28 protein-coding genes are annotated in these 16,626 nt (G+C 60.3%); 18 read left to right on the forward strand and 10 right to left on the reverse strand.

Going from position 1 to position 16,626, the window contains the following annotated elements; translation table 11 throughout:
* Position 1: 1 nt before the first annotated feature.
* Together SJH88_RS08120 and SJH88_RS08125 are read left to right on the forward strand one after the other, a co-directional pair.
* The gene (locus SJH88_RS08120; protein ID WP_274754139.1) at positions 2–553 is read left to right on the forward strand and encodes a deaminase; all 552 of its coding nucleotides are present in this window, start codon (positions 2–4) and stop codon (positions 551–553) included.
* Positions 554–596: 43 nt separating this feature from the next.
* A complete protein-coding gene (locus SJH88_RS08125; protein ID WP_274754140.1) occupies positions 597–842 on the forward strand; it encodes a hypothetical protein in 246 nt (81 codons plus the stop codon).
* Positions 843–868: 26 nt separating this feature from the next.
* On the opposite strand, the gene SJH88_RS08130 is transcribed toward SJH88_RS08125, so the two are convergent.
* From SJH88_RS08130 to SJH88_RS08160, 7 genes are all read right to left on the reverse strand, one after another.
* Positions 869–1,225, reverse strand: coding sequence for a Mor transcription activator family protein (locus SJH88_RS08130; RefSeq protein WP_274754141.1), 357 nt, complete (start codon positions 1,223–1,225; stop codon positions 869–871).
* 80 nt (positions 1,226–1,305) lie between these two features.
* Positions 1,306–3,375, reverse strand: coding sequence for a phage terminase large subunit family protein (locus SJH88_RS08135; protein ID WP_274754142.1), 2,070 nt, complete (start codon positions 3,373–3,375; stop codon positions 1,306–1,308).
* Positions 3,372–3,938: a hypothetical protein gene (locus SJH88_RS08140; RefSeq protein WP_274754143.1), complete on the reverse strand. Its 567-nt coding sequence runs from the start codon at positions 3,936–3,938 to the stop codon at positions 3,372–3,374. Before SJH88_RS08140 ends, SJH88_RS08135 begins: the two co-directional genes overlap by 4 nt.
* A 142-nt stretch (positions 3,939–4,080) precedes the next feature.
* On the reverse strand, positions 4,081–4,899 hold the full coding sequence (locus SJH88_RS08145; RefSeq protein WP_274754144.1) for a hypothetical protein: 819 nt from the start codon (positions 4,897–4,899) through the stop codon (positions 4,081–4,083).
* On the reverse strand, positions 4,889–5,983 hold the full coding sequence (locus SJH88_RS08150) for a YdaU family protein (RefSeq protein WP_274754145.1): 1,095 nt from the start codon (positions 5,981–5,983) through the stop codon (positions 4,889–4,891). Before SJH88_RS08150 ends, SJH88_RS08145 begins: the two co-directional genes overlap by 11 nt.
* Before the next feature lie 22 nt (positions 5,984–6,005).
* Positions 6,006–6,392, reverse strand: a complete 387-nt coding sequence (locus SJH88_RS08155; protein WP_274754146.1) for a hypothetical protein — start codon at positions 6,390–6,392, stop codon at positions 6,006–6,008.
* Between the two features lie 148 nt (positions 6,393–6,540).
* Positions 6,541–7,068: a phage regulatory CII family protein gene (locus SJH88_RS08160; protein ID WP_274754147.1), complete on the reverse strand. Its 528-nt coding sequence runs from the start codon at positions 7,066–7,068 to the stop codon at positions 6,541–6,543.
* Positions 7,069–7,095: 27 nt separating this feature from the next.
* Between SJH88_RS08160 and SJH88_RS08165 the strand changes: the two genes are divergently transcribed.
* Positions 7,096–7,347 carry a hypothetical protein gene (locus SJH88_RS08165; RefSeq protein WP_239224553.1) on the forward strand — a complete coding sequence of 84 codons (252 nt, stop codon included), beginning with the start codon at positions 7,096–7,098 and terminating at the stop codon, positions 7,345–7,347.
* A 99-nt stretch (positions 7,348–7,446) separates the two neighbouring features.
* Complete coding sequence (locus SJH88_RS08170; RefSeq protein ID WP_274754148.1) at positions 7,447–7,758, forward strand: hypothetical protein; 312 nt, start codon at positions 7,447–7,449, stop codon at positions 7,756–7,758.
* A 19-nt stretch (positions 7,759–7,777) separates the two neighbouring features.
* Here SJH88_RS08170 and SJH88_RS08175 read toward each other — a convergent pair whose 3' ends face one another.
* Positions 7,778–8,035, reverse strand: a complete 258-nt coding sequence (locus SJH88_RS08175) for a transcriptional regulator (protein WP_274754149.1) — start codon at positions 8,033–8,035, stop codon at positions 7,778–7,780.
* An 83-nt stretch (positions 8,036–8,118) separates the two neighbouring features.
* Here SJH88_RS08175 and SJH88_RS08180 point away from each other — a divergent pair, with 83 nt between their 5' ends.
* The 4 genes from SJH88_RS08180 (at position 8,119) to SJH88_RS08195 (ending at position 10,181) form a co-directional block, all read left to right on the forward strand.
* On the forward strand, positions 8,119–8,793 hold the full coding sequence (locus SJH88_RS08180; RefSeq protein ID WP_274754150.1) for a S24 family peptidase: 675 nt from the start codon (positions 8,119–8,121) through the stop codon (positions 8,791–8,793).
* Between the two features lie 75 nt (positions 8,794–8,868).
* The gene (locus SJH88_RS08185; protein ID WP_274754151.1) at positions 8,869–9,312 is read left to right on the forward strand and encodes a hypothetical protein; all 444 of its coding nucleotides are present in this window, start codon (positions 8,869–8,871) and stop codon (positions 9,310–9,312) included.
* Positions 9,278–9,862, forward strand: coding sequence for a helix-turn-helix domain-containing protein (locus SJH88_RS08190; protein WP_274754152.1), 585 nt, complete (start codon positions 9,278–9,280; stop codon positions 9,860–9,862). The genes SJH88_RS08185 and SJH88_RS08190 overlap by 35 nt, the downstream gene beginning before the upstream one ends.
* Positions 9,804–10,181 carry a hypothetical protein gene (locus tag SJH88_RS08195; RefSeq protein WP_274754153.1) on the forward strand — a complete coding sequence of 126 codons (378 nt, stop codon included), beginning with the start codon at positions 9,804–9,806 and terminating at the stop codon, positions 10,179–10,181. Before SJH88_RS08190 ends, SJH88_RS08195 begins: the two co-directional genes overlap by 59 nt.
* Positions 10,182–10,222: 41 nt before the next feature.
* Here the strand turns inward: SJH88_RS08195 and SJH88_RS08200 are convergent, their stop codons facing one another.
* Together SJH88_RS08200 and SJH88_RS08205 are read right to left on the reverse strand one after the other, a co-directional pair.
* A complete protein-coding gene (locus SJH88_RS08200) occupies positions 10,223–10,345 on the reverse strand; it encodes a hypothetical protein (protein WP_274754154.1) in 123 nt (40 codons plus the stop codon).
* Between the two features lie 334 nt (positions 10,346–10,679).
* A complete protein-coding gene (locus SJH88_RS08205) occupies positions 10,680–11,138 on the reverse strand; it encodes a hypothetical protein (protein WP_274754155.1) in 459 nt (152 codons plus the stop codon).
* 566 nt (positions 11,139–11,704) lie between these two features.
* Between SJH88_RS08205 and SJH88_RS08210 the strand changes: the two genes are divergently transcribed.
* The 10 genes from SJH88_RS08210 (at position 11,705) to SJH88_RS08255 (ending at position 16,464) form a co-directional block, all read left to right on the forward strand.
* Complete coding sequence (locus tag SJH88_RS08210; protein WP_274754156.1) at positions 11,705–12,262, forward strand: DUF4124 domain-containing protein; 558 nt, start codon at positions 11,705–11,707, stop codon at positions 12,260–12,262.
* A gap of 386 nt (positions 12,263–12,648) precedes the next feature.
* On the forward strand, positions 12,649–12,909 hold the full coding sequence (locus SJH88_RS08215) for a hypothetical protein (protein ID WP_260673730.1): 261 nt from the start codon (positions 12,649–12,651) through the stop codon (positions 12,907–12,909).
* Between the two features lie 37 nt (positions 12,910–12,946).
* Positions 12,947–13,117 carry a hypothetical protein gene (locus SJH88_RS08220; RefSeq protein WP_239224524.1) on the forward strand — a complete coding sequence of 57 codons (171 nt, stop codon included), beginning with the start codon at positions 12,947–12,949 and terminating at the stop codon, positions 13,115–13,117.
* A 13-nt stretch (positions 13,118–13,130) separates the two neighbouring features.
* On the forward strand, positions 13,131–13,301 hold the full coding sequence (locus SJH88_RS08225) for a hypothetical protein (protein WP_274754157.1): 171 nt from the start codon (positions 13,131–13,133) through the stop codon (positions 13,299–13,301).
* A gap of 3 nt (positions 13,302–13,304) precedes the next feature.
* Positions 13,305–13,658, forward strand: coding sequence for a hypothetical protein (locus SJH88_RS08230; protein WP_274754158.1), 354 nt, complete (start codon positions 13,305–13,307; stop codon positions 13,656–13,658).
* An 82-nt stretch (positions 13,659–13,740) separates the two neighbouring features.
* Positions 13,741–14,643, forward strand: coding sequence for a DUF2303 family protein (locus SJH88_RS08235; protein WP_274754159.1), 903 nt, complete (start codon positions 13,741–13,743; stop codon positions 14,641–14,643).
* A gap of 64 nt (positions 14,644–14,707) precedes the next feature.
* Positions 14,708–15,418, forward strand: coding sequence for a hypothetical protein (locus SJH88_RS08240; RefSeq protein ID WP_274754160.1), 711 nt, complete (start codon positions 14,708–14,710; stop codon positions 15,416–15,418).
* Positions 15,419–15,446: 28 nt separating this feature from the next.
* Complete coding sequence (locus SJH88_RS08245) at positions 15,447–15,629, forward strand: hypothetical protein (protein ID WP_274754161.1); 183 nt, start codon at positions 15,447–15,449, stop codon at positions 15,627–15,629.
* Positions 15,630–15,666: 37 nt separating this feature from the next.
* On the forward strand, positions 15,667–15,999 hold the full coding sequence (locus SJH88_RS08250; protein ID WP_274754162.1) for a hypothetical protein: 333 nt from the start codon (positions 15,667–15,669) through the stop codon (positions 15,997–15,999).
* A gap of 159 nt (positions 16,000–16,158) precedes the next feature.
* Positions 16,159–16,464 (forward strand): IS3 family transposase, encoded by a 306-nt coding sequence (locus tag SJH88_RS08255; RefSeq protein ID WP_043008792.1) that lies wholly within the window; start codon positions 16,159–16,161, stop codon positions 16,462–16,464.
* The last annotated feature ends 162 nt before the right edge of the window (positions 16,465–16,626 follow it).

Below are 16,626 nucleotides of genomic sequence, written 5' to 3' on the forward strand. Positions count from 1 at the left end.
GATGGTTGATCTATTAATAAAAAATGAAATCATCGAAAATGATAACGAAAAGAAAGTCTTCAACACTATTCGAGATGATTCTCAACTAAAAAGTTTGATCGAGTTTTCAAGAGCAGTTCATGCTGAAATGCATGCATTGATTAATGCAGGAAATAATGATGGAACTCAAATTAAAGGTGGTAAGTTATTTGTAACCACCTACCCTTGCCATTCATGCGCAAGACATATTGTTGCAGCGGGAATCAGTGAAGTATATTTTTTGGAGCCATACCGAAAAAGCCTTGCTACCAAACTTCACGCAGACGCGATCACTGAGCGCGAAGATGCCGTCGACAAGGTGCGATTGATGCCATTTGATGGGGTGGCCCCCTCTAGATTCTTGAAATTTTTCTCCATGCGTGAAGGTGGCCGGAAGGACAAGAGCGGGAAGATGATTCCGCTCGTCCCCCATCCTGTTACATCCATCACGATGGAAGCGATATCGACGCTCGAATCCTTCGCTGTTCGTGAGCTAGAATCAACTGGCTTGGCATCCGCAGGGCCCCAACCCTAGCCTAGGGAACAGGATCTCGGGTAGCCGAACAAAGGAGCCGTCTATGACCTATGAGGTGCAATTGCAACTCTTCCCAGAGGTGGCAGATCCAAACCCAGCGCATGTACAAGTGATCTTTGAGACACAAGTCCACGCGCAGGACCAAGACACTAACGTCACCCAACTAGGAAGTGCAGAGGTAGTTCAACTTTCCCTGTATCGGCAGAAAAAATCGCAAGAGCTGAGTACGCCTTCTTCGCTAGATCAAAAGTTACTTGCTCAGATTCTGAGCAGATCGCAGTACTTTTAAGAAAGCCCGCTTACGCGGGCTTTTTTTTAACCTCGTTGCCTATGCGAGGCCTCCAGCAACCTCTGCACCCACCGCACACTCACTCCGTACTCGCGCGCCAAAGCGCGGGTGTTGCGGCCGTTGAACCTGGCGCGCACTTCTTGCGCCAAACGCTCGCGTTGCAGCACACGGGCGTTGCGCACGTACACGGTGCTGCCGCCCAGGCGCTGCACGTAGCGGTCTACCAACGCTTCGGTCAAATCCTCCACGCGCTCCACACCGTGACAGATGGCGGCGGCAGCCAGTTCTTCGCGCAGCACGGCGATGGGATCCAGCTTGTGGCCGCTGCCGGGCGTGCTGGTGCTGGCAACAGAGGGGGTGGTGCTTGGGTTGTGCTGGTGCATGGTGGCATCTCTTTTTAATAGCTGGTAGCGCTTGTCTGGTGTGCGTTGCAGGCTGTTTTGGCTTGTATTTCTTGGTGTGATCAGTACATGCTGATGGGGGCAAACAGTGCTTCATCGGCCACGCGGCGCGGTGGGCTGGTGGCGGTGTGGGACGTGGCCTGGGGGGCTGTATGGGACGTGGTGGCTGCGGCCTGTTCTGCGCTGATGCTGGGTGCCGCAGGCGTTGCGGCGGGCGCGGGGCTGAACAGGTCTTGCGGGGGTTGCACGGCCTGCTCCAGCTGCAGCCAGCGGGCCTCTGGCCATTTGTGGATGCCCAGGGCCATGGCGGCGTGCAGAGAATAATTTCGTGCGTCGAGCACCTCATTGCGTGGGCGGCGCTTGACCCAGCGGTAGGTGTCTTTGCCGTTGACCTTGGCCAGAATGCGCTGCTCGGCGGTCAGTTGCTCATACCACTCACGCGGCAGCGCCTGGCTGGTGTGTACATAACCGGGGCCGTGCTGGGTGATGGCCAGCTGGCCCAGCAGCAGATCCTTGGCGTTGTCCACGCCCACCAGCCACAGCTTGATGCCACGGGCAATCTTGCGGCCACGGTAGTTGACTTCTTGCAGGCTGCTGGGGCCGACGATGTTGCGGTTGTCGTTGTTGTCACCCTTGATGGCGCGCAGGCCGGGCAGCTGGCCCTGCACGCTGCGCACCCAGTTGTAGACGGCCTGCGTCTGGTCGGATGAGTCGATACTGATGGCAGACAGCCCCAGACTGCCGCCGTGCCAGGCCTGCACAAAGCGCTGTTGCAGGTAGTGGGTGACGGGCTCCCAGTCGGCATCGTTGGCGGGGTTGCCGTGGATGATGTGGTGGGTGACGGCCCAGCTTTCCAGCCCGCGGGCCCAGCCCCAGATAGCGATTTCCCAGCGGTCGCGCTGCACGTCGACCCCGGCGGTGAGCAGCAGCGCGCCGGTGGGCACGCGGCCCAGGGGGTATTCCTCTGCCCGCGCTTGCAGGACGTGTTCGTCGGTGCTTTCGCCCTTGACTTCCCATGTCTCGCCCAGCGTTTCGTTGGTGAAGCTGGTCATGGGGCCCACGTCCCCGGCCTGCAGGGCGCGGTGGGCTTTTTCAAACTCATCAACAATGCTGACCCATGTACGCTGGGGGCTGTAGGCGGCCCAGACGTGTACGCCCAGAGTGCGTGGCGGGCGGCAGGGCTGGCCTGTGGCTGTGCGCCAGATGTGGTCTGCGCCGTAGCGCATGCCGGTTTTGCGGCACACCCAGGTGCCCACCAGGGGCCAGCCGCCGGGCAGGTAGTCGCCCTGGGCGATGCTTTCGCGGCAGTGGGGGCAGACGTGGCGCACGGTGTGGGGCTGGCCTTTGACCCATTTGAAGCCGTAGGGCAGCTCTTTGGCGCCCCAGGTCAGCGGGTGCTCTGCGCCGCAGCGCGGGCATTCGATCTGATATTGCACATAGGCGTTGGCGTCTTCACACGCGCGCTCGACATGGCACAGGCCTTTGATGCGGGGGGTGCTGCCGCCCACAAACTTGGGGTACGGCGCGCCTTCCAGGCGGCCTTTGGCCAGGCTGCCGGGGTCGCCAGACTTTTCAATGCTTTGGTCAAAGGCGCTCCACTCATCCAGGATGGAGACGGCCACGGTGATGCGGCGGTAGGCCCGGGCGGCCTTGCCACCCAGCAGGTGCAGCACGCTGTCGCGGAAGGGTTTGTATTTGATGGTGTCTTCCAAGCCCTTGCCACGGCGGCGGGCGGCCTGCACGGCGGCCACGCCGTCCAAGACCGGTTCAATCTCGCTTTTGACGTAGCTGTCGCGGTCGTCGTCGGTGGGCTGCCACAGGGCCTGTTTGCGGCGGCGGTGGGCGATGTTGTAGGCGACGAAGGCGGTGATCATCTTGGTGTAGCCCACGCGCTTGGACTTTTTGACGGCCAGCTCTTCAATGCGGTCGTCGCTCATGAAGTCCAGAATGCCCTGCTGGAAGGGCCAGCCCACCCAGCCGCCCTTCTGGTGGCTGGATTCACCCGCCAGGATGAAGTGCGCAGCCGCCCATTCGCTGAGGGTCTGCGGCACCTCGGCGCGCAGGCTGGAGAGGCCGAGGGCATTGGCGGCCTGGATGGCGGCCATGGCTTCGGGGCTGAGGGGTGCACTCATCGTGCGTCGCCCTCCTCGTCGGTGCCAGCGCTGATATCAAGCGTGGCGGCCTCGTCTGCATCTGCCAGCGCCATGGCCTCCACCTCTTTGTTGACCAGCTGGGAGGTGGCGCGGATCCACTCGTTGCGCGAGTCGGCAATCAGGCGCAGCACGACCTGGCGGGCGTCTTCGGGCAGCTCGGGGCAGGCCTTGCGCAGCTGGCCTTCGAGCTGGTCCAGCCGATCGACGATGGCGGAGCTGGCCAGCGCCAGCACGTCAGCCAGGATGCCGATGGGCGCGTACTCGCCCCGGGCGACGGCGTTTTTCAGCTCCTGCGCCTCGCGCTGGGCCCGGGCCAGACCGGCGCGCTCTTGCACCAGGTCCAGCCCCAGCGTTTCGCCCAGCCGGCCCGCGGCCTGGTCGCGCAGGTGTTCGCAGTAGGCGATGAGCCAGGCGTGCACGCTCTCCCCACGGGTGAGCACGCCGTCGCTGACGCGCTTGCTGACGCTGGCTTCGCTCACGCCGATCATCTGCGCGAACTCTGCTTGCGAAACGATAGCATCCAGATAAGGCAGAACCTTCACTTAACCCCCCTAGCAAACCCACACAACAGTCCGACAACGCGGCTCGAATTACCCGCTTTGGCAGAAGCCCGGGAAGGACCCGCGACCCCACCGCCAGACCGGCCGGCACCCGATGGGCGGAGCGACAAACGGCAATCAATCGTCATACCCCAGCCGCCTCTCTGATGCGAAAGCGAATGCGCCTTGCCAGATAGCTCTCGGCATCCGCACGCTTGGCCACCTTGTCCATGTCCAGCTTGGGCTGATAGTTGCCCTGCTTCACGAACAAGATCACAGGCCGCACATCCACACCCCCTGTACCGCTTGCCGCCCAGATGCCTGGAGCAAGGTGCTGCATGCGCTCATCCGGATCACCCTTGGCAGTCAACCGCGCACCCGCACGCATCGCGCCATAGCTCACGAAGTAGCGCCGACCAGCTGCGCGCTTGGTTCCCTTGTGAATGCTGCGCTTGCGCTTGTCCGTCATGTTGGCGCGGTAGCCCTGCTCTCCGAAGGCCTGGAAGTAGCTGATGATCTGCACCAGAAAGCTGCCCTTCAGGTTCCCTCGGCCGTCATCGCTTCCGGGGTATGGACTGGTGGGAATGGCCGTCTGCAACCCAGTGGGCAAGATGCCTGCACGGCGCAGCGCCACCTCGCTGCGCTTGTCACTGCGGCGCCCGCCCCAGCTTTGCGCATTCAGAATCTTCTGCGGGTCCACACCCTTGCCACCCATGTAGGCCGGCTCGATGGTCACACTCAGCCGGTCGGCCGTGGCCATCTTCACGCGGGGCGAGCGCAGGATGTAGTCGGTGGGCCGATCAAACACGTCCCTCATCTCCCCCTGCATGGCACGCCGCACCTCAAACCCCACATCGTTCAGCGCTTTGGCATAAGCCCGCGCCGCCTCTTGCCCGGTCATGCCATGCAACTGCCGCAGCATCTCGGCCTGCCCGATCACACGCGCATCCAACTTAATGTGCATACACACCTCCATCGACCGGCGAACGCATGCGCTCATCAAACGCCGCCACCACGCGCTGCTCGTATGCGGAGAACAGGCGCTCCCTGCCCTCATCCCATGGCCCCAGGCCCAGATGGATGCCCATGGCCTCGACACCCGCACGCCCGCTGCGCCAGTTCGCATCGACACCTGTGACGCCTGTAACGCCTGTCACACCACCTGTTACGCCACCTGTCACGGTGACAGCAGCGTCCAACCAACGCGCCTCACGCAGCCAGCGCATCACCCGCGGGCACGCCTTGCCGTCATCCTTGTTCAGCAGGGCTGACTGGGCCTTGGCCGCCGTCAGCAGCTGCTCCGCCGTCACCACGCCACCCTCCACCAGCTCCACCACCTTGCGGCCCACCAGCTGGACCTGGGTGCGCCGCTGCTCGGGGAAGCAGCCCATCAGCTGGGCCACGACAGCTGCCGGGTTCTCCATCAGCTGGACCTTCACGGCTGGCTGTCGACCTGCCAGCTGGTCATCGATTGGCGCAGCCTGCCCCGCATCCGCCCCCCCGGCAGGGGGGTTGGGGGGTATCTCTTGGTCTAGGGGAATGGGGAAAGGGGAATGGTTAGCCGTGACAGGTGCGTGACTGGTGCGTGACAGGTCTTGCTGTGCTTTCAGCTTGGCATACGCTGCCCGCACCTCTGCCACCTTCGCATTCCACGGCAACACCTGCCCAGCCTTGCGCAGTGCTGCAAACATCTGCTTGCGCTCATCGCGGTGCTGCTGTTGCCGCTTGTTCACATTGGCCTTGACCGCACCACTGGCAGCGACCGCAGCACGGTAGTCGGCCAGCTCACGCTCACACCGTGGTTGCACGTACTGAGCGCTTTCAATATCGAGATCAAAGAACTCATCCAAGACGAACTGCAGGGCCGCCTTCTCTTCCGGCGTGTCACAGCGCAAGCGCCGCGCCAGCAGGCCGAAGTCGGACGCATCCAGCCCGCACTCGTTCACGTAGTAAAACTCCAGGGCATCCCGGTATATCGAGCGCTCCAGGCGCGACAAATGCAGCGTGGCTGTATTGAAGTCGCCAATGTGGTGGGTATATGCGTGCATAGTTTTTGTGTCTCCGCCCCACTCACACCAGCTTTTGCTGCTGCGGCACAGCCCGAATGGGCGTGATGTCGTGCCCCGTCTCGCTGCATTTGCGCAAGATCGGCAGGCGCTCCACCTTCCCAGCCTTGACCAGGCCGTGCACCGTGCTGCTGATGCTGGACATGTCCACCCAGGCCCCCGTGGCCTTGAAGTACGCCTGCCGCAATTCCTTGCCCGACAGGTTCACCACCCCGGCCTGGTGCTCTTGCACCAACACTGCCAGCAGCCGCCCCTGTAGCTGGGACATCAACTTGGGGCTCAGCCCCCAATACGCCTGGGCCCGGGCATCCAGCGACGTGACAAACGCCACACCACCACGCCCAGCACCAGGCGGCACTGCAGGCGCAGCACCCATTGCTTCAGCTTGCATAAGACACCTCCGATATCGAAGTGCAGGAAGAAAAAACCCCAACCACCAGCCCTTGGCGCGCGAATGCTGCCGGAGACAAAGACAGCCACGCCAAGGCCTGGGATCTACTGGTCAGGGGGTTGAAAACTTGAGATATCGAGCGCACAGCTCAGCCCTCGCGCTTTGGCACGCGCACGGCCACCGCGTTCACCAGCGCACTGATGCCGGCAATCGCCTCATTGGCCTGGTGCTCCACCCTGCGCAGGGCATTCGCGCTGGTCGGGCCATCACCCTTCAAGGCATCAGCAGCGGCCGCCGTCAACTCGCCAATCGACTGCTGGAAGAATCGATAGGCTTCCCAGGCATCGCCATCAGCCACATCTGGCCGCGACCGCAGGCACACATGGTCCAGCGCTGCCGACATGGCATAGAGCACATAAGGCAAGCCAGACACCACCTGCAACGCCAACGCATCTTTCAGCGTCAAGTGGTGCGACGTGTTGTTGGGGTTCAACTTGTGCTGCAGCGTGTTGGCAGACACGCCCATGCGCTGGGCCAGGGCAGCAACCCCGCCGGGGCACTCCTGCGCGATCAAGAACGCGGCATCCAAAACATCCATGCCACGGGCAATGTCGGCGTGGAGCTGCTTTTCGCCATAGACCGGCCAAGCCGCCGCTGAGAAACTGAATCCCGTCACAGCAACACCCCTTTCCACGGAGACACCATGGCAAACAAACAGCCAACAGCCACCACCCCCACCGCCGAGCAATTCGCCGCCCTACAGCTGCGCGTTGCAGCGCTGGAAGAATTTCTGGCCCACATGGCCACCATCCTGGAATGCGAGCGCCGCGGCTTCACCGCAGAACGCATGAATGCATGGCTGGACATGGCGACCGCCAAAATGCAAATGACCGGGAGCGCCACGCTGGAAGAAGTGCAAGCCCTGCGCCGACTGCAGGGCATCGTGGTGGGATGATGGTCATGCGGACCACCAAACCAAAACGAAATGGCGCCCGCCCTGGCCCTGGTTACGATGGAAGCTCCGACACAACCAACGACGCCAAGGAGGGCGGACATGAACAAAGAACCAATGCGCGTATCAGTCATTGGAATGGCTTGGTACTTGGAAGAGGATTTCGAGCAGATCAAACGGCTCATGGCCGATGGCCACACCCTGCACCGCACCTACGCCGAATGGCTCAAGGCCGCCACCTTTGGAGAAGAACAGCAACGTCGAGCGGGTGGTGTCGTCGTGCGGGCCATCATTCGCCCGCAAGAGTTCAAAGACTGGTGCCAAAGTCGGGGCCTGAACATCGACTCCAAGGCTCGCATGGCGTTCGCCAACCACTGTGCAAACGAAGCTATTCAAAAAGGCGAATTGAGTTAGCTCGCAAGAAAGTAGTGGATCAGCCATGGGGCACCTCCTGGGTCGCAGCTTCGCGGCAAGCCATGCGCAGATAGGCCCAGTCCACGTCGGGGCGCAAGTCTTCGCAGCGCACAGCGCCGCCGGACTCCCGGTCTACCTTGATGCACAGGCTTTCACCCAGGCGTTGCCCCTTGCTGATGGCCTTGCGCAGGTAAGCCTCGGACGTGTTGCAACGCTCTACAAACCGCTGTCGCGGTGCTTTTTGCAAGCTATTGAGATAGGCGAGGAGTTTTTCCATGCACAAATATTACCCAGTGGTAACTATTAATGCAATACCCAAGGGTCATTTACTTATAGGTAATGATTTGCTGGAATCTGCGAATGGATAAGTACGAACAACGCCGCACCACACTTCAAGCCCTTGTTGATGAACTGGGCCGCGGCGGCATTGCAAGCATTGCACAGCAAATTGGCAAGGACGCCAGCTACGTCTCACGGATGCTCTACCCGCCAGGCAAGAGCGGCGCCAAGAGAATTGGCGAGGACACCGCAGAGGCACTTGCCCGTGCATACCCCACGCACTTTGCCCAGCACAACTCCGAGGGGCTGTCAACACCTACCGCTGATGATCTGATTCGCATCCCCTTGCTTGCTAACTGCGGCAGCATGGGCCCAGGCAATGAGGCGCTGGATGCCGACTACGTGGTGGGCGATCTGGCCCTGTCCTCGCACTGGATCAACCAGCACATCCGCCCCGGCAATATTCGAGAGCTGAAGTTCATCCACGCTCACGGCGAAAGCATGGCCCCCACCTTCAGCGACGGCGATGTGCTGCTGGTGGACGTGGGCTCACGCGACCCATCCAGCATGGAAGGCGTCTACGTGCTGGAAGTGCGCGGCCAGCTTTACATCAAACGCGTGCGCATCCGCATGGATGGCGCTATGGAAGTCAGCTCTGACAACGTCAACATCAAGACTGTGGATGTACTCAACGGCGACCACCAGCTGCGTGTACTGGGGCGTGTGGTGTGGGCATGGAATGGAAAGAAGTTGTAAGCGCTACTTGCGGCAAGACCTTCTCCAAAGCAATACATCAGGCTAACAACTACAAAAAAATATCGCAAAATTGATATGATGCTCTGGAAGTTTGAAGTCTTCGTAAGTGCTAGCGGTCGTTGCGATAGCCAAAAGGCTATAGATGACTACAACGTAAAAGACAACATGGCGTTTGAACGTGCTGTAGAGCACCTTGCTGTGACACCACGCATTCAATGGAATGAACCACAGGCCAAAGACGTCACGCCAAGCGACACCAAGTACAAATCTGCAGGCTTCAAACTCTATGAAATCCGCTACAAAGCTAACAACCGTGCCGAAAGAGCTTTTGGCTACTTCCCAGAAGGAAAAGGCGCCTTTGTCATCCTCCTTATCTGCAACCATAAGCAAAAGATCTATGACCCAGCTAACGCCTTCGACATCGCCTTCGAGCGTTTCAAAGCGCACAAAGAAGGGCAAGCATCCAGTCGCACTCTCCAAATTGATGGAGAGGACTTTCCTCAAGATGAAGAGGAATAAAGAAGCACGCGACGCTTATGTAGAAGCAGAAATCACCACTGCGCTTGCGCACCAAATCCGCACCATGCGCATGGACCGGAACCTTAGCCAAGCCGAGCTGGCCAAACAAATGAAAACCACCCAGGCTGCAATCTCGCGCCTGGAAGACCCCAGCTATGGGCAGTTAACCCTGCAGACTTTGTTCAAGCTCAGCCACGCTTTTGACACTGGGCTGCGCGTGGAGTTCGTCTCTACGCTCGCCATGCTGAATGCCACCTACAAACCCAACGAGGCTGCACGCCACATTGCTAGCTTTGAGGAAGAGGCTGAAGATGTCGTTTTTTACACCCCTGCACAGCACACTCCGAACCAAAGCACGCTGACCTTGCAGTCCAAAACGATACCCGCCATCAGCACCTCGCTACTGGCTGAATCCATTACGGAACGCTATTCGCGCTGCGACTACCTGCAGCAACTCACTGTCAACGCGGATGCATCAAGAGACGATCACCATGACTTCTTCTACCCACAAACCCGAGCAGAAACAGCAACCGTCTACACCAGCTCATGAGATGTCGCACAGGTTCTCTGCAACCCGCCATCAACCTATTTTTTGCGAGGGCATCTCCCAAATTGCGGTAGGCTACCCCGTTTCTCGCCTTATCTTTGCAAGTCAACCTCCGCAACGCTCTGCAGATGGCAAAGAGATAACTCACTTTGTAGCTACCGAAGTTGTTCTACCCACTAACGGGTTGGCTGAACTTGCCAAACAAATCATTCAGTCTCTGATAGAGAGTAAAGACCAGTTAGGCGCAATTGGCAACGATTGGAACAAAAACTTATCAGAACTAATCACCCACCTGGAAAATCCAGAAACAAGTGGCAACTAACAACCACACACAAGCCCGCCCCACGCGGGCTTTTTTACACCCTAAACATTCGGCTTATCCATCGGCTCACCTGGCAGCTCTACTGGCGGAGCATCGCTGGGCGGGTCAATCGGCTCAGGTGTGGGTTCTTGTTCCTTGCGCGGTTCTTTGGGGTCCAGTTGCATGGCTATTGCCTCCTTTGGTTGTTTGTAGCCGACATGCACAGCACGAGCAGTCAGAGAACACCTAGCTCTGCCAACCATCCTTTCCCCTGACTTTGCGAAGTACACAATAAATTTACCCAAAGGTATTGCAATAAACATTACCCTTGGGTAAATTACTTCCATCGCAGCACCAACCGCGACATGACCCAGGGGAAGCGATCCGCCCCGTACCGAATCGATGCAAGAGGAAGGTCTAGCGCCCCACGGCGCGCAGCAAGGTGCACCCGCGATGGGCACCACGGCATCGACCGGGGCCAAGCCCCGGATCGTTAACAAGAGAGTGGATAGAAGAGGGCTACATCGCCAAGCGTTGCACAAAGCGCTGCCATGCGCTCAGGTGTGCAAAGCCATCGGTATACCCAAGAGATCGCATTGCTGCATTGCTAGCTGGCAAGTTCATGCTCAGCATTCCGAGATCCGACTTTTTCTTCTCGGCAACTTTTGCCAGTAGCTCTGCATCTGAGAGCATCGGCATGCTTGCCTGCAAATCCAGCCAAGAAGACTTGATTTGGCAGTGCCGCTCAGCCTTCACGGCTGGCTGCATGGCCAGAGAAAAGGCAGCACATAAAGCTAAGGCAATGCCACTGAATCCCACCAACCAAGGGTACGAGGCGATAACGCCGGCCGCTGCTACCGAGCCACCAGTGAGCTGAACCAGATTGCAACCAAAGTCCACACGTCGATAGAACGACTCGCAAAGCGTGTTGTACCAATATCCGTAGTGGACATCGAATTCAATCTGGTAGCGCTGCATGGAAGGTCCTTATTTTTGCCCTGGCTGCGGCTGAGGTGGAGGCGAGCTGGGACGGTGCAGTGGTGACTGGGTGTTTGGAATGATTGGCGCGTTCATGGGGTCCCTTCTGTAAGAAGTCTATGGAGTAGGAATCCAGATGTTATTACAGCAAGCGGACCCCACCCTTACCCTCTTCTATCCACTCTCGAAACTGCTTGATAAAAGCCCCCAAGCCAGCCGCTGCGACAGCGCCTGCGACTGCGGGGCCTGCCCATGACCGCGCCAGCAGTGAAAGAAAAGGCGCAAATCACCCCCTCCCTGCTGCAGGCTGCACCAAGTCCACCGCGTGCACCAGTGACCAGCACAGGGGATGTTTCCCAGACCAGCCGCCCTGCCCCACATGCCAGGCAGGCCCGCTGACCAGGAACGCCCACCTGCTGTGGCGCGGTAACAGCAGGCTGCGACGACACCCGCCGGGCTGGCGGGTGTTGCGCAAACCCAAGCGCCTTGAATACAGGACGCTTTGGTTTGCAATTGCGTAAGCCCACTGTGCTAAAACCCCATGCAAATCAAGCATGGAGAGAGGTATGCCTAGTCTGAAATGGAGCCTGGTTGCAGCTGCAGCGATCGCCACATCACCCGCATTGGCCATGTACAAATGCAAAGACGCCAACGGCCGCACGGCATTCCAAGAGCGCCCCTGCGAGTCCACCGGCACGCAAGGCAATCAGATTGAGGTCAAGCCAGCTGCAGGCCCAGCGCCTGCGGCTGCGCCACCTACCAGCGCGCAAGCAGCCTCTGCACCCACCGCCGATGCACCACAGACCGAAGCCGAGCGCCTGCGCAGACTGAACGAGCGCGATCGCAAGCAACGCCGCCTCAACGACCTGAACGAGCGCGAAATCAGCGCCGCTGAAAGCCGTATCCGGAACGCAACCAACCAGTGCGAACGCAAGATGGGCAGCGCTCAGAGCATGAAGTCCTACGCCAACAACAACTTGGCAGGCGCCACCTGGGAGCAATCTCTCAGCACTGAAATGCAGGCGATTGCGACCCAATGCACTGCAGAGCAGACACGCCTGAACGCCGCACTCGATCGCCTACTTGCCGAGAAAGCCCGCCTAGAGCAGGAACTGGCGCAGTAACCGACCACCATCCACCCCCAGCCCACCACCCGGTGGGCTTTTTTTCGCCTGGAGATTTTGAAATGTGAACACCGGCCACGCGGGCCTGAAGCGCCGCAACCCCTGCAGCGTCAGCAGGGCCATGCACTGAGCCCTTTGCCCACCATGCGGGTCTCGGCCGCGCCGGCGCCCCTCTCAATAGCCGGCGCAGCGGGCAAAAGGTTCAACCCATGGCATCCCACCCACCGAGCCATCTGGCGAAGCTGCAGATCAACGCAGCAATGGAGGTTCTGCGGCCGTGCAACCCCGTGCACGGTGGTCCGCAGCTTCACCTGATGGCTTGCCCATCCACCAACCAAGCCACCCACCGAGGTGGCTTTTTCACGTCCACGCACCGGAGCCACACCATGCACCAGCACCCACCCGGCCGCCTGACCCTGCCCCGCGTTCTGCTGACGGACCGGGCCTTCGTCTACACCAACAGCGCCGCCACCGACGTGCGCACCACCATGCAGCGCGCGCGGCACCTGCAGGAGCAGGAGGCACTGCAGCAGCGCCTGGCTGCAGCCAAGGCCCAGCCCGCCCTGCCCGGCGTGCCCGAAGCCCCACCGCGCCGCCTGCGCGCCGGGCTGGCCCAGGGCCAGCACCTGGCACTGCCCCAGATATGAGCCAGACCCCACCCAACGAACCAGGAGGACCACCACCATGGCCCAGGCATTACGCACCTACCAAGTCACCGTCCTGGACGGCGGCAAGCACATCAGCTTCACCACCCAGCAACGCAGCGGCGGCGATGCCGCCACCTACGCACTCAGCGTCTACCCCTGGGCGCGCAGCGTCAGCACCAAGCCCATCAACAGCTACCGCGCTGCATGAGCTGCTGGCGGCCATGGCCCGCCAGGACCGCCGCCGCAGCGCGATTCTGAACGCTATCGAAACAAAAGCACACAGTGCTTTTGAAGCATCACTTTCGGTTGAAAACTACTTTCAAACGCAACAACAGCGCAAGCAAAGCGCTCACTTTTTCCAACCCGCCGCAAGGCACAACCCCAGGAGATAGACCATGCACGCAGTCCCCAACACCAGCGCAGCACAAACCGATGTGAGCGCCTTCATCACCGACTTGGATGGCGGCCAGTTTGACCGCATGCTGTCCGTAGCCCTTGGCCAAGTGGCCGCAGGCGTGGTGGACAACAACAAGGTGGGTGAAGTGGCCGTCAAGTTCACCATTGAGCGCATCCCCGGCACACACCAGGTCAACGTGAAGCACTCGCTCAAGTTCAGCAAGCCCACGCTGGACGGCAAGGCCGGTGAAGAAGCCACCCGCAAAACCGTCATGCATGTGGGCAAAAACGGCGTGATGAGCCTGGTGCCACAAAGCCAGTTGAGCATTCCCGGCGTTCCCTCCAAGGTGTAACGCCAGCAACCCAACCCAGCCCGCCACCTTGGCGGGCTTTGTTTTTTCCGCTTTACCAACCCAACCCTAATAGGGAATTACCGTGAACAAAGCAACTCAAGCGCAAGCAACCAATACCGAAGCCGTACAAGGTGAGGCACTGCCATTTAGCCTTGGCAACCCCGTGCTGGACCAGCGCGACACCACGATTGATCAGGCCAACGCCGCTATTTTTTACGCAATAGGCAATAGTCGCGGCATCTCTCCACTGGTCGCGCTGCCCAATGACTTCAGCCGCCACGACGTTGAAAACTATCTGCCCGCCCGCATTCGCGCCCGTGGCACGTTCACCGCGCCCTACATGAACGACTTTGTGGCCTACGCCGCACAGCACAAAGAAGATGGCGCCAGCGTGTTTGTGGATGCAGACAACATCACTGCCACCGCGGTGCTGAACCTGGGCACACCCACCACCCCAGGCCATGCCGACCAGTTGGCCAAGCTGGCCCCCAAGCGCACTGCGGCTTACGATGCCCTGCGCAACATCACCCGCAGCCCACAACCCCAGCGCGAAATGGCCGAGTTTCTGGAAGACTGGCTGCCCTACTGGTGGGCATACGCAGTCAAGGGCGAACCTGCGCTGCCTCAAGGCCAGGCGGTGCTTGCCATCCGCAACTTGACGGTGGAGGCCGCCATCAAGGCCGACCACAAGGAAGAAAGCCTGAGCGCCAGCCGCAGCACCTTTGAAAGCGTGAAAGCCAGCAGCGAGCACACCCTGCCCAGCCTGATCATTTTCAAGTGCAAGCCCTACCCCGACTTGCAAGAGCGTGAGTTTGCCTTGCGCCTGTCGGTGCTGACCAACGACAAAACTCCGCGCTTTCAGCTGCGCATCACCGCGCTGGAAGAACACATCGAGCAAATGGCCACCGAGTTCGCGGTGCAAATCCGCGAAGCCGCAGAAGGCCAAATCCCCGTGCTGATTGGCGCTTACCAAAAGACCAACTAAGCGCTGATTGGGATCAACCAGCCCCGCACCCGCGGGGCTTTGCATTTCTGGATGCGAGAACGCCATGACCCACACCGTCACCCTCAAGCCCAAGCGCTACTGGAAACAGAACGCCGCCCTGCTGGCCAAGCAGGCCGAGACCATGAGCAACGACAAGCTGGCCGCAGCGCACAACGCCACGCCCAAGCAGATCCGGAACCAGCTGCACAAGCTGGGCATCAAGTCGCGCGCCGCCGACAACGCAACCGCCGCCCGCAAGGCGCATCTGCAGGTACTGGCCGCCAAGCTGACGGCCACGCAGCTTGCCGACCGCGAGGGCAAGACCGTGAGCGCCATCCGCCAGGAGCTGACGCGCCTGGGCCTGAAGGCGGTACAGGTCAAGCGCAACGTGTGGGCTGACCGCCGGCCGCAGCTGGAGGAATACGCCAAGACCCACACTGCACAGCAGCTGGCCGACAAATACCGCTGCGATGTCGCGCACATGTACCGCCTACTGAACCGCTTCGACATCACCGCCCAGCCGGCAAAGCCAGGCCCGGCGCGCCGCACGCCCCAACCCAGCAGCCCACGCAACCCCCGCCCATCCGGCGCACCCGCCAAGGCCGGCATGGGCACAACCCCCACACGCACCAGCATTGCCAGCACCACGCCGGCGCAGATCGTGTGGCCACCCCACGTGCAGGTGCAGCGCATTCCGCTGCCAGACCTGCCACGCGACCACCGCATCTGCAACGGCAGCAGCCGGGCGCCCTATCAGCCTGGGAAAGGTTGCTGACCATGCCTCATCACACAGGAGCACAGACATGCTGAACGCACTTGCCTCACTGACCAAGGCCGCCATCGGCGCCGCAGTGGAGACGCCCGTGGCAGTGGTAGCTGACGTCATCACGCTTGGCGGCTCTATGACCGACAAGGCAGAACCCTACACAGCAACCGCCGTCAAGAAGGTGGTCGAAAACATTCAAGACGCCACGAAGCCCGAGTAACAGCAAAACCACTGGAGTAGCCATGCGACACACCGGCATGCTTTTTCTCAGCCGCCACCGCCCACTGGCCGGCCGCACCAGGTGCGGGGCGTTCCAGGTGCAGTTGCAGGTCTACGACCGACTAGGCAACCACCAGGCAGAGCCCTGGTGCATCACCTGGACCGGCCCGGCCGCCCATCGCTTCTGGCAGCAGCACGAGCACAACCTCAAACCCGGCGCCGTGCTGCAGGTCGAGCTGGAGCATGCCCGCCTGCACACCATCTTCAGCCGCCCGCCGCAAGCCATCGTGCACGCCCGCGTGATCCAGATGGAGTACGTGCCGCGCGTGCAACCCGCCACCGCCCAACACCAGCACAGCCAACATGCTTGAGAACGCACCCATCATCATCGGCCTGACCGGCGCCAACGGTGCAGGCAAGGACACCGTCGCCGGCATGCTGAGAAGTGGTTCCAGTTTTTTGAACAGCTAGCTAAGCGAGATCTTTCCCCGTAAAAATGACCTGACAACAGGCCGAACCTGGAGAGATCTATGACCATCAAATCCCGACGCAAGCACAGCCCCGTATTTAAAGCGAAGGTGGCACTAGAAGCCGTGCGCGGAGAGCGCACGGTTGCTGAGCTGGCTCAGCAATATGAAGTTCACCCCAGCCAGATTGCAGATTGGAAACGCATGCTGCTGGAGCGGGCTGCTGACGTGTTTGGCGCAGCTCCTGCGCCCACAACCCCTGCGGTCGACCTTAAAGAGCTTCACGCCAAGATTGGTCAACTGACCTTAGAGAAGGATTTTTTGCAAGGTGCGCTGAGCAAAGCGGGATTGCTCAGCGTAGGTCGATGATTGACCGCGGTCATAGCTTGTCGCTGGCTCGCCAAGCCCAACTTATGCAAATCAGTCGTGGCTCTATTTATTACCGCCGCAAGTCACCAAACAGTGAGCAAGTTTCGTTGGCCCACACCTTGGATGCGTTACATGTAGCCCACCCATTTGCGGGCTCACGCA

The organism is Comamonas sp. GCA5, assembly GCF_036541385.1.
Classification (GTDB): domain Bacteria; phylum Pseudomonadota; class Gammaproteobacteria; order Burkholderiales; family Burkholderiaceae_C; genus Comamonas; species Comamonas aquatica.

Bases quoted from the DNA above. Each gene is read 5' to 3' on its own strand.
- SJH88_RS08120 (WP_274754139.1), top strand. From the start codon at position 2: ATGGTTGATCTATTAATAAAAAATGAAATCATCGAAAATGATAACGAA.
- SJH88_RS08125 (WP_274754140.1), top strand. From the start codon at position 597: ATGACCTATGAGGTGCAATTGCAACTCTTCCCAGAGGTGGCAGATCCA.
- SJH88_RS08130 (WP_274754141.1), bottom strand. From the start codon at position 1,225: ATGCACCAGCACAACCCAAGCACCACCCCCTCTGTTGCCAGCACCAGC.
- SJH88_RS08135 (WP_274754142.1), bottom strand. From the start codon at position 3,375: ATGAGTGCACCCCTCAGCCCCGAAGCCATGGCCGCCATCCAGGCCGCC.
- SJH88_RS08145 (WP_274754144.1), bottom strand. From the start codon at position 4,899: ATGCACATTAAGTTGGATGCGCGTGTGATCGGGCAGGCCGAGATGCTG.
- SJH88_RS08150 (WP_274754145.1), bottom strand. From the start codon at position 5,983: ATGCACGCATATACCCACCACATTGGCGACTTCAATACAGCCACGCTG.
- SJH88_RS08155 (WP_274754146.1), bottom strand. From the start codon at position 6,392: ATGCAAGCTGAAGCAATGGGTGCTGCGCCTGCAGTGCCGCCTGGTGCT.
- SJH88_RS08165 (WP_239224553.1), top strand. From the start codon at position 7,096: ATGGCAAACAAACAGCCAACAGCCACCACCCCCACCGCCGAGCAATTC.
- SJH88_RS08170 (WP_274754148.1), top strand. From the start codon at position 7,447: ATGAACAAAGAACCAATGCGCGTATCAGTCATTGGAATGGCTTGGTAC.
- SJH88_RS08175 (WP_274754149.1), bottom strand. From the start codon at position 8,035: ATGGAAAAACTCCTCGCCTATCTCAATAGCTTGCAAAAAGCACCGCGA.
- SJH88_RS08180 (WP_274754150.1), top strand. From the start codon at position 8,119: ATGGATAAGTACGAACAACGCCGCACCACACTTCAAGCCCTTGTTGAT.
- SJH88_RS08185 (WP_274754151.1), top strand. From the start codon at position 8,869: ATGATGCTCTGGAAGTTTGAAGTCTTCGTAAGTGCTAGCGGTCGTTGC.
- SJH88_RS08190 (WP_274754152.1), top strand. From the start codon at position 9,278: ATGGAGAGGACTTTCCTCAAGATGAAGAGGAATAAAGAAGCACGCGAC.
- SJH88_RS08195 (WP_274754153.1), top strand. From the start codon at position 9,804: ATGACTTCTTCTACCCACAAACCCGAGCAGAAACAGCAACCGTCTACA.
- SJH88_RS08200 (WP_274754154.1), bottom strand. From the start codon at position 10,345: ATGCAACTGGACCCCAAAGAACCGCGCAAGGAACAAGAACCCACACCT.
- SJH88_RS08205 (WP_274754155.1), bottom strand. From the start codon at position 11,138: ATGCAGCGCTACCAGATTGAATTCGATGTCCACTACGGATATTGGTAC.
- SJH88_RS08210 (WP_274754156.1), top strand. From the start codon at position 11,705: ATGCCTAGTCTGAAATGGAGCCTGGTTGCAGCTGCAGCGATCGCCACA.
- SJH88_RS08215 (WP_260673730.1), top strand. From the start codon at position 12,649: ATGCACCAGCACCCACCCGGCCGCCTGACCCTGCCCCGCGTTCTGCTG.
- SJH88_RS08220 (WP_239224524.1), top strand. From the start codon at position 12,947: ATGGCCCAGGCATTACGCACCTACCAAGTCACCGTCCTGGACGGCGGC.
- SJH88_RS08225 (WP_274754157.1), top strand. From the start codon at position 13,131: ATGGCCCGCCAGGACCGCCGCCGCAGCGCGATTCTGAACGCTATCGAA.
- SJH88_RS08230 (WP_274754158.1), top strand. From the start codon at position 13,305: ATGCACGCAGTCCCCAACACCAGCGCAGCACAAACCGATGTGAGCGCC.
- SJH88_RS08240 (WP_274754160.1), top strand. From the start codon at position 14,708: ATGACCCACACCGTCACCCTCAAGCCCAAGCGCTACTGGAAACAGAAC.
- SJH88_RS08245 (WP_274754161.1), top strand. From the start codon at position 15,447: ATGCTGAACGCACTTGCCTCACTGACCAAGGCCGCCATCGGCGCCGCA.
- SJH88_RS08250 (WP_274754162.1), top strand. From the start codon at position 15,667: ATGCTTTTTCTCAGCCGCCACCGCCCACTGGCCGGCCGCACCAGGTGC.
- SJH88_RS08255 (WP_043008792.1), top strand. From the start codon at position 16,159: ATGACCATCAAATCCCGACGCAAGCACAGCCCCGTATTTAAAGCGAAG.